At 39.8% G+C, this 8,654-nt stretch carries 12 protein-coding genes and 5 tRNA genes; 8 read left to right on the plus strand and 9 right to left on the minus strand.

The genetic code is table 11. The features are described 5' to 3' along the window. Positions 1–85: 85 nt before the first annotated feature. The 5 genes from F3G86_RS00005 to F3G86_RS00020 all read right to left on the minus strand — a co-directional run bounded on the left by F3G86_RS00005 (position 86) and on the right by F3G86_RS00020 (position 671). A tRNA-Ser gene (locus tag F3G86_RS00005) sits at positions 86–175 on the minus strand. Positions 176–233: 58 nt separating this feature from the next. Next, on the minus strand, positions 234–389 hold the full coding sequence (locus F3G86_RS10260; protein ID WP_021086361.1) for a hypothetical protein: 156 nt from the start codon (positions 387–389) through the stop codon (positions 234–236). Between the two features lie 31 nt (positions 390–420). Next, positions 421–494 (minus strand) — tRNA-Cys (locus F3G86_RS00010). 6 nt (positions 495–500) lie between these two features. Then, positions 501–587, minus strand: a tRNA-Leu gene (locus F3G86_RS00015). Positions 588–596: 9 nt separating this feature from the next. After that, positions 597–671 (minus strand) — tRNA-Gly (locus F3G86_RS00020). A 103-nt stretch (positions 672–774) separates the two neighbouring features. On the opposite strand from F3G86_RS00020, the gene F3G86_RS00025 reads away from it, so the two are divergent. The 7 genes from F3G86_RS00025 (at position 775) to F3G86_RS00055 (ending at position 5,935) form a co-directional block, all read left to right on the plus strand. Then, positions 775–850: transfer RNA gene (locus tag F3G86_RS00025), tRNA-Ala, on the plus strand. A gap of 54 nt (positions 851–904) precedes the next feature. Continuing rightward, on the plus strand, positions 905–1,693 hold the full coding sequence (locus F3G86_RS00030; protein ID WP_223228517.1) for a BUD32 family EKC/KEOPS complex subunit: 789 nt from the start codon (positions 905–907) through the stop codon (positions 1,691–1,693). 81 nt (positions 1,694–1,774) lie between these two features. Then, positions 1,775–2,899 (plus strand): PepSY-associated TM helix domain-containing protein, encoded by a 1,125-nt coding sequence (locus tag F3G86_RS00035; RefSeq protein WP_149722618.1) that lies wholly within the window; start codon positions 1,775–1,777, stop codon positions 2,897–2,899. Positions 2,900–2,970: 71 nt separating this feature from the next. Beyond that, positions 2,971–3,993 (plus strand): ribonucleotide-diphosphate reductase subunit beta, encoded by a 1,023-nt coding sequence (locus F3G86_RS00040; RefSeq protein WP_103636432.1) that lies wholly within the window; start codon positions 2,971–2,973, stop codon positions 3,991–3,993. Then, positions 3,980–4,474 carry a hypothetical protein gene (locus tag F3G86_RS00045; RefSeq protein WP_223228518.1) on the plus strand — a complete coding sequence of 165 codons (495 nt, stop codon included), beginning with the start codon at positions 3,980–3,982 and terminating at the stop codon, positions 4,472–4,474. Before F3G86_RS00040 ends, F3G86_RS00045 begins: the two co-directional genes overlap by 14 nt. Further along, entirely contained in the window at positions 4,475–5,242 is a 768-nt protein-coding gene (locus tag F3G86_RS00050) for a carbon-nitrogen hydrolase family protein (protein ID WP_149722619.1), read from the plus strand. It abuts the gene before it with no gap. Between the two features lie 60 nt (positions 5,243–5,302). Beyond that, positions 5,303–5,935, plus strand: coding sequence for a protein-L-isoaspartate(D-aspartate) O-methyltransferase (locus tag F3G86_RS00055; RefSeq protein WP_149722620.1), 633 nt, complete (start codon positions 5,303–5,305; stop codon positions 5,933–5,935). 17 nt (positions 5,936–5,952) lie between these two features. On the opposite strand, the gene F3G86_RS00060 is transcribed toward F3G86_RS00055, so the two are convergent. Further along, entirely contained in the window at positions 5,953–6,435 is a 483-nt protein-coding gene (locus tag F3G86_RS00060) for a hypothetical protein (protein WP_149722621.1), read from the minus strand. A gap of 129 nt (positions 6,436–6,564) precedes the next feature. Continuing rightward, positions 6,565–7,149 carry a hypothetical protein gene (locus tag F3G86_RS00065; RefSeq protein WP_107917218.1) on the minus strand — a complete coding sequence of 195 codons (585 nt, stop codon included), beginning with the start codon at positions 7,147–7,149 and terminating at the stop codon, positions 6,565–6,567. Between the two features lie 169 nt (positions 7,150–7,318). On the opposite strand from F3G86_RS00065, the gene F3G86_RS00070 reads away from it, so the two are divergent. Next, a complete protein-coding gene (locus tag F3G86_RS00070) occupies positions 7,319–7,537 on the plus strand; it encodes a hypothetical protein (protein WP_103574159.1) in 219 nt (72 codons plus the stop codon). A gap of 25 nt (positions 7,538–7,562) precedes the next feature. Here F3G86_RS00070 and F3G86_RS00075 read toward each other — a convergent pair whose 3' ends face one another. After that, entirely contained in the window at positions 7,563–7,946 is a 384-nt protein-coding gene (locus F3G86_RS00075) for a hypothetical protein (protein WP_149722622.1), read from the minus strand. Between the two features lie 107 nt (positions 7,947–8,053). Next, on the minus strand, positions 8,054–8,654 hold a 601-nt coding region (locus F3G86_RS00080), incomplete at its 5' end, for an outer membrane beta-barrel protein (protein WP_223228519.1).

Raw genomic sequence — 8,654 nt, forward strand, 5'->3', positions numbered from 1 at the left:
AAATTTTCTTTAGTATAAAAATATTTCAAACCAAAATTTTTTATAATTTAAATTTTTAAAAAACCTGAATAAGATTGAAGTAAAGTGGCCGGGAGATAGGGATTCGAACCCCAGGAGGCTTTCACACCTCAACGGTTTTCAAGACCGCCGCTTTCGACCGCTCAGCCATCTCCCGATTTAAAGATTTGTGATTATAGCCAACTTTGCTTAAAATTTGCTATAACCACTAAGAATTATTCTGTTTTTTCTTTGACGTAGCTAGCGCCGTCATTGATCTTTTCTTTAGTCCATTCTTTGGCGTTGTGGCTATCTTCTTTCACACCGTGCCAAGTGTTTGAACAACCTACTGCAAAAAATGCCATACAAACTATTAAAAGCAACTTTTTCATTGTTAATCCTTTAATTTGGTTTTTTGAAGTCTGGAGGCGACACCCGGATTCGAACCGGGGATCAAAGCTTTGCAGGCTCATGCCTTACCACTTGGCCATGTCGCCGTTTGGTGGTGCCCGAGACCGGACTTGAACCGGTACGGTAAAAACTACCGAGGGATTTTAAGTCCCTTGCGTCTACCATTCCGCCACTCGGGCAAAATTTAATGGAGCGGGAAACGAGATTCGAACTCGCGACCCCAACCTTGGCAAGGTTGTGCTCTACCCCTGAGCTATTCCCGCGTTAAAGGTTGCAATGTTACCCAAAAGTTGCTTAAAAATTTATTTTATAAAAACAACTTTCAAAAAAATGTAAGCCATAAAAAGATAAAATACCAAATCTTTTGGGGTTATAGCTCAGCTGGGAGAGCGCTTGAATGGCATTCAAGAGGTCGGCGGTTCGATCCCGCTTAACTCCACCATGATTTTATTTTCTTTTTTACTTACAAATATTTTTACGTTTTTCATGAAATTTTATGTCAAATATATGTAAAAATTTAGAATTCTTTCGCTACATTAACAAAATGCAAAATTTAAAACAATATGTAAATGAAATTTTAAAAAATCACCATGATGAGCGTGTTTTTAGCTTTGAATTTGATGGGCACAAATTTTGGTTAAAACGCATTGAAAAGACCATTGAAGGTGGCTTTTTAACTAAAATTTTTAAACCAAACCCTTATAAGTCATTTGCGGCCGAGATAAAAAAGCTTGAAATTTTAAACGAGGCAAATGCTCCTGCGCCAAAACTCGTGCTAAAAAGTGATGAATTTTTCGTTATAGAAGATGTTGGCGAGCCAGTTGCTAGACTATTTAAATATAGTAACGATGAAAAATTTAAACACGAAATTTTGCTAAAAGCAGCCCGCGCACTAGCTGGACTTCACGCTCTAAATTTTGCGCACGGACGCCCAGCTCTTAGGGATATCGCCATAAAAAATGACGAGATAAAATTTCTAGATTTTGAGTCAAAATTTTTTAGCAAAGACTTGGAGCTTCAAAAGTGCCGTGACCTACTAGTTTTCATCCACGAGCTCTACCGACAAAAAATTTCAAACGAGCTTGTAAAAGAGGTGATAGATGAGTACATTAATGCTAATGGCGACGAAATTTACGAGCACTCTTTGCGCTTAATAGTAAAATTTAAGTCACTTTACTACCTGCTAAAGTCGTTTAAATTTTTAGATAAAAAGGATCTAAACGCGGCTATTTCAACATTTGAGCTTCTTTTGCCAGCCACAAAATCCAAAATCACATCCAGATAACTAAAAAATAATCTTCTAAATTTTATCTCTGCTTAACAAAAAATAAATTAATATTCGTTATTAAAATCTAAAAGGAGATATATGCTTTTCAAGCGTAACAAAATCATTTTCAACATCCACCTAATAATCGGCCTAATCGCGACTATACCGCTACTTATCATGACGCTTGCAGCGCCATTTGCCTCTTACAGAGAGGAGATAAAATCTGCGATAAATGAAAAATATATAAATTTAGCACCTAGCGAAAAGCCAAATTTAAGCTTAAGCGAGATCCTCGCCAAGGCAAAAAGTGAGATCAAATTTGACACGCTTGAAAACGTACAAATCGGCGGTGAAAACAAAGCTTATAGCATCAGCGTCGCCAAAGACAAAAAACTCCTAAATTTCTTTATCGATCCAAGAAGTGGCGAGGTGATCAGCGAGGACTGGGGCGAGAAAACTCGCATGATAATACTAAGCCTGCATAGAAATTTAGGCCTTGCCCTGCTTGATAGCAAAGTCCCAGCAAACATCGGCAAGCAAATAGTCGCCATTAGCTCGATCATCATGGCTCTGCTTGCCATTAGCGGTCTCATCCTCTACACACCAGCGATCAAGCGAAATTTGCTAAATTCGCTCAAAATCAAACCAAACGCAAAGGGCTACGCCTGCTTTTATAACCTCCACACGAGCCTTGGCACCTACGTGGCGATACTGCTTGTCGTGATGTCGCTAACTGGTCTTTACTGGTCTTATGGCTGGGTCAGAAGCGGCGTAAATAGCATATTTTTCGAGCTAAAGCCAAGCCAAGCACAAAGAGCAATGCCACAAAGAAATTTAACCCCATTAAGCGATGAAAAATTTAAAGAGATCGAGGCTGCAGAGCAAATTTTTAAAGAAAATATCACGCTAGAGCTAAAATCCCTCACGATAAACGTGCCTGAAAACAACCAAAGCACCTACACTATAAACTACGAAACTGCCGAGAGTCAGGTAGGCAAACTAAAGCTTGACGCTAGCGCTGGCAAGATAAAAGAAAACAAGCTTGTTAGCAAGAGTGATAGCATCCCAGAGGCAAAAAAGGCTGGGCGAAAAGTGCTTAGCTTGCACACTGGAGAGATGTTTGGCGAGGTCGGTCAGATCGTCTTTGCCATCTCTTGCGTGATCGCCGTTTTACTAATAATAACTGGCTTTTTGATGACTATAAAAAGGAGCAAAGCACTCTAAATAAAAGTAAATTTTTACCTTGCTTTGGGTAAGATTTTAAGAAATTTTTACCACAAACAAGAGAGAAATTTATGAACAGAAAACGCATTTACAACCCAAGTTCAAATGAAAATTTGACCGACAGAAGAGTCTTTAACGGCAACCCACACGGCATTTTAAATTTCACCAAGGCAAAATACGAGTGGGCGTTAAAGCTTTGGGACCTCATGGAGGCAAACACCTGGTTTCCAAAAGAGGTCGATACAACAGACGACGTGCGCGACTACGCCTACAACCTCACAGAGGCCGAAAAACGCATGTACGACCTAGTTTGGAGCCAGCTCATCTCGATGGATAGCTTTCAGACAAACAACCTAGCTGACAACATCAACCCTTACATCACCGCACCAGAGATCAACGCCGTGCTAAGCCGCCAAGCCTACGAAGAGGCAAACCACAGCAAGTCCTACGCTGTCATGGTCGAGGCGATCTGTGACAACACCGACCTCATCTACGAGATGGAGAAGCATGACGACGTCTTGCGCGAGAAAAACGACTACATCTCAAGCGTCTATGAGGAGCTTGCAGGCGAAGTGACTGACGAGAAGCTACTTCTTGCGATGGTTGCCAATCAAATTTTAGAGGGTATCTACTTTTACAGCGGTTTTACAGCGATCTACGCTCTAGCTCGCGCTGGCAAGATGCTAGGCTCGGCGCAGATGATCCGCTTCATCCAACGTGACGAGATCACGCACCTGCTTTTGTTTCAAAACATGATAAATTCGGTCCGCAAGGAAAGGCCTGACCTTTTCACAGCTGAAACCGAGGCGAAAATTTATGATATGTTTGAAAAAGCTGGAAATTTAGAGATAAAATGGGGCAAATACATCACCCAAAACCAAATAATGGGCTTTACAGACGATATCATCGAGCAGTATATCCACTATCTCATCGACCAGCGCCTAGTTGCGATCGGCCTAAAACGCAAATACAACGTCGCTCATCCGATCAAATGGGTCGATGACTTTGCGAAATTTAACGACCAAAAGTCAAATTTCTTTGAAGCAAAGGTGACAAACTACAGCAAGGGAAGTATCAGCTTTGATGACTTTTAAAAATGGCATATTAGCCCTTGCCTGCGTGCTTTTTGTGGGGTGTGCGAGTAGTAGCAATGAAAGAGCCATTAGCATAGCAAATAAGGATCTATTAAATAGTTTCAATCCTTACATACTTGCTAAAACAAACGAAACTAAAGATGCCGTCACCTACCAAAGCATGCCAGCTGGCGATGTTTGGCCAAGCATTGCGCCTATTGGCTCTGCACTTGTTGTTGATGTTTTTAAAGAGATAAACAAAGCGTGCAACTTCAAATATAGCGACCTAAAAGAGACTAGGATGGTATATTTTGACGATAAAACCTCGTTTTCTTATGAAGTCTGGGTCTTTAATGACCCGCTCTCGCAGCGTGATGACAAGATCACAGCTATAACTGTTTTACTAAAGCCAACACCTGATATCGGTGGAACGGATATGGATTTTAGGATACCAGCAGATTGCCATGCGTCAAAGCAAACTACATTTGTTTTTGGAAAATAAATGAGCGGAAATTTAAACCTAATAAGCCTAACTTTAAAGGCAAAAAATGCAACAGATCGCCTAGAAGAGCTTGCAAATTTAGTTGAGGCTGCACCTGCAAATTCACTCCTGCTTGCAAGCGAGCTTTGCATCAGCGGCTATGATTTCGACGGCTTTTTTGCTGGGGCGAACAAAGCGATGCTTGGTGGCATGATAGGCAGCTTTGATGCGATGCTGCTTGAGCGCTTGCAAGAGGCGCTTAGCCCAGATAAATTTCTTGGTTTTACGCACCTTACTAGCCTAAACAAAAGTGCTGGGCTCGCTCAAATTTCAAATTTAGCCCCACACCAGGCAAAAATTTATAACGAATTTTTACTTCTTAACTCAAGTAACGTCTTTCATTCGCAGTTTAAGGCTGAACTTTTTCGGCCAAATTTAGAACACGAGATCTTTGCCGCCGGCGAGGTGAGCGATATAAACGCATTTACATTTAAAGGGCTAAAGCTTGGCGTGCTCATATGCTTTGAGCTGCGTGATAGCAGGCTTTGGGCAAAACTAAGAGGGTGCGACATCATCATGGTGCCAGCCATGTGGGGCAAGGCCAGAGAGGAAGCCTACCTTAGCCTTTGTAAGGCGCTAGCCATCGCAAATAACTGCTACGTCATGATCTCAAGCTCGCTTGATCTTGAGATCGCTGGGGTCTTTTTGCCAGACGGCACGCTAGAAGCAAGCGCAGTTTTTGACGCAAATTTGATCACACAGATAAAGAAAAATTTAGGGCTTTTATAAATTTTAAGATAAGCTTTAAATCGTATAATAGCGATTTAAAATTTGTTTAGGATAGAAATTTTGACCCAATTAGAAGCGATAAAATGCCAAAATTTAGCTAGCGACATAGCCGACGAGATCACGCTAAGTCCGCTTTTGTTTGACGCGATATCAACGACCGAGCGCGAGATTTTCGTGCCTATCGCTGCACATGCTTACAAGCTTGACGCGCAGCCAATCCTTGGCAACCAGTGGATCAGCTCGCCGCTAACTGTAGCAAAGATGACGATGGCGCTAGAGTGCGAAAACGTGGATAACATCCTAGAAATAGGCTGTGGCAGTGGCTATCAAGCAGCTATTTTAAGCAAGCTCGCGCATAGAATTTTTAGCGTCGAGCGCATAGAAAAGCTGGCCATGGAGGCAAAAAAACGCTTCGAGGCACTAAAGATCAAAAACGTACACGTAAGATATGACGACGGCAACAACGGCTGGCGAAGCTACGCGCCGTTTGATAGAATTTTACTCTCGGCTGCTGCTGATGAGATCTCACCAAATTTATTTAGCCAGCTAAAAAATGGCGGCATCTTGGTCGCTCCGATGAAAAAGGATGGCAAGCAGTTTATCGCTAAATTTAGAAAAGACGAGAGTGGAAATTTAGAAAAAGAGTTTTTAGACGAGTGCCTTTTTGTGCCACTTCTTGAAGGCAGAGAGTAGAGGCTTTACCTCTACAACTACCACCTAACCAGCCACTCGCCGCTAGGGTGCTGCGTAAATATAATATCATCAAATTTTGCTACCTCTTCGCCATCTGCTGTGATAAATGTAACGCTAAAACTAAATGCGTTTTTGGCGATAAATTTCACATTTTCTATACTCAAGATATCGACGCTGTCGCTATAAGTGCCACTAGCCCTTTTAAAATGGCTATCATCTCTTCGTAGCGCAGGTACCATTGTGCCACCTTCCATAAATTTATCATTTTTATTAGCCTTATAGCATGCCATATTTGCTAAAAATTCCTGCATCCTAGGCTTTGCGCTATCAAATTTGGCTTGATACTCTTTTGCTACCTTGATGCTCGAAATAGCACCTGGTACCGTCTGGCCAACTAGATCTCTACTTTTTGTTAGCGTTGGCTCGCTTAGTGGTTCGCAAAAGGCAAAGCTACTAAAAACGGCACAGAGCACAATGGCAAGAAGCGATTTTGTTTTCATTTCTCTCCTTTTTATATAAGAGCCATTCTATCTTGTGCCACTTAAAAGTTGCTTGAGTTATAAATTTAAAGAATAAATGTGAGTTTTTAGGAGAGGCAAAGCCTAAGCCTTGCCTAAAAATAGAATTTTTTAGAATTTATAAGTGTAGCCTGTGTAAATTCCCACACTTGTATCTCTTAGCTGAGCGCCGCTATTTTTCTTATAAAATGTCTTATCAGCTTTTAGACCAAACTCAAGTGCGTTGTGAGCGTCAAATGAGTACTGACCGCCAGCTTTTGCGCCGACTAGCAAGCCTTTGAAATTTTTCTTGCTAGTTTCGTTTTCAAAGCTTTGTCTAACACTTAGATAGCCAAGACCAGCGTATCCGCCAAGCACAGCTTTAAAGTTTTCAGTGATGTTTGGAGTGTAGTCAGCGCCTGCTAAAAGCTTGTGCTTGCTCCATTTTGCATCTGCTTCACCAGCGTTTTTTCTAGCTTTAAAGTCGTAGTAGTAGCCACCATATACTCTATAGCTATCAAAATCATAACCGCCATAAAAGCCAAGTCCGTAGTGACCTTTGTTGAAGTTATTTTTTTCGCTTTTTGCGATATTTTTAGTTTTTATCTTTGAGTTGAACGAATAATCGCCTTCGCCACCGACAAATGCACCTTGAGCAAGTGCAGCTGAACTAACTAAAGCTAAAACCAAGCTTGATTTTACAAGTAAATTTTTCATACTTCTCCTTTAAAAATTTTCGTGATTTTATAGCCATGTTTTTAATCTATATGAAATTTAAATTTAACAAAGCCCTATTTTTCGCTATTTTTAGCCTTTAAAATTTAAATTTATTTATATTTACTATTAAATTTTAAAATTAGAAGAAATTTTCATCAAAGGAGAGAAAATGGCACTAGATAAAGAGCTAGTAAATTTCAGCGAAGAGCATGAGCTAAATGCGATTCTTTCAAAATTTGGCAAATCACAAAGCCAAAAAAATAGAGCAACTCTAGGCGAGCTTGGCAAAAAATGCAAGGAAAAACTTGCTAAAAGAGTACTAACTCAAGATGAATTTGGTGAGTTTGTAAAAGCTCATCTAAAAGAGCTTGAAGACAAAAAAGCCTAAATTTCTGGGGGAGACCCCAGAAAATTTATTTACAATCTTCTTTTGTCAAATTTATCACAGTAAAGTTCTTACCGTTCTCGTAGTTGTATATCCACGAGGCTTTATCGATAAGAGGATTTTTACTACTACAAAAGTCCTCTTTTAGCATTTCGGTTTGCATCTTTTTAAACTCATCTATCTGATCTTTAGTAAATTTACTAAATTTGATATCCTCGCTATCATTTATAACAAAGGTGGTTTTTAGGGTCTCATTTTCACATGTAGCACCCATTATTACGCTATTTTCATCGACTCTTGTAGGAGCTGGCTCATCGATCATGCTTACAACAGCTTTAATAAATGCGTTATTACAATCAACCGCAAACGTAGAGGTCAAGAGCATAGATAGAGACAATATTATTTTCTTCACTTTGTATCCTTTTTGGAAAGTATATTAAATTTAGTTGTAAAAATACTAGAGAGATAAATTTGCGCCCAAACTAGGACGCAAATTTCTTAAGGAGGGAATGTTTAATATTAAAATTTATAAGTGTAACCTACGTAAAGACCGATGTTACTCTCTCTAACTTTAACTTCTTCAATTTTTTTATAAAAAGTATAGTCAGCCTTAACGCCAGCCTCTAAAATATTGTTTTGATCAAGTAAGTACTCAGCACCGAATTTTGTGCCCAACACAAAACCAGTTGAATGTTGCGCACTATCTGAATTATCTACCTTAAATTTTATTCTTGAAACGCCAGTATAAGCACCTGCTACAAGCTTAACATCGCTAGTAATACTTGGAGTATAGTCAGCACCTGCTAGAAAACTGTGTTTATTCCACTTAATTGTATATTTTTCACCATCATCCTCTAACTCTTTTTTAGTCTGAAAATTATAAAAATAAGCACCATAAGCTCTGAAGCTGTCAAAATCATAACCAGCTTTTATGCCACTGTTAAATTGACCTTTCCTAAGTCTTGCTCCATCGTTAGCCTCAGATAACTTTACATTTGACGCAAAAGAGTATCCGCCCTCGTAACCAATAAATGCTCCCTCTGCCATAGCAAATGAGCAAACCGCACATGCAATCATACTAGCTTTCAAAAATGAACTTTTCATTTTCAATCCTTTAAAA

The sequence above is a fragment of the Campylobacter concisus genome, assembly GCF_902460595.1.
Classification (GTDB): Bacteria; Campylobacterota; Campylobacteria; order Campylobacterales; family Campylobacteraceae; genus Campylobacter_A; species Campylobacter_A concisus_BL.

Coding starts and splice junctions, on each gene's coding strand:
- F3G86_RS10260 (WP_021086361.1), bottom strand. CDS start 389: ATGAAAAAGTTGCTTTTAATAGTTTGTATGGCATTTTTTGCAGTAGGT.
- F3G86_RS00030 (WP_223228517.1), top strand. CDS start 905: ATGTCAAATATATGTAAAAATTTAGAATTCTTTCGCTACATTAACAAA.
- F3G86_RS00035 (WP_149722618.1), top strand. CDS start 1,775: ATGCTTTTCAAGCGTAACAAAATCATTTTCAACATCCACCTAATAATC.
- F3G86_RS00040 (WP_103636432.1), top strand. CDS start 2,971: ATGAACAGAAAACGCATTTACAACCCAAGTTCAAATGAAAATTTGACC.
- F3G86_RS00050 (WP_149722619.1), top strand. CDS start 4,475: ATGAGCGGAAATTTAAACCTAATAAGCCTAACTTTAAAGGCAAAAAAT.
- F3G86_RS00060 (WP_149722621.1), bottom strand. CDS start 6,435: ATGAAAACAAAATCGCTTCTTGCCATTGTGCTCTGTGCCGTTTTTAGT.
- F3G86_RS00065 (WP_107917218.1), bottom strand. CDS start 7,149: ATGAAAAATTTACTTGTAAAATCAAGCTTGGTTTTAGCTTTAGTTAGT.
- F3G86_RS00070 (WP_103574159.1), top strand. CDS start 7,319: ATGGCACTAGATAAAGAGCTAGTAAATTTCAGCGAAGAGCATGAGCTA.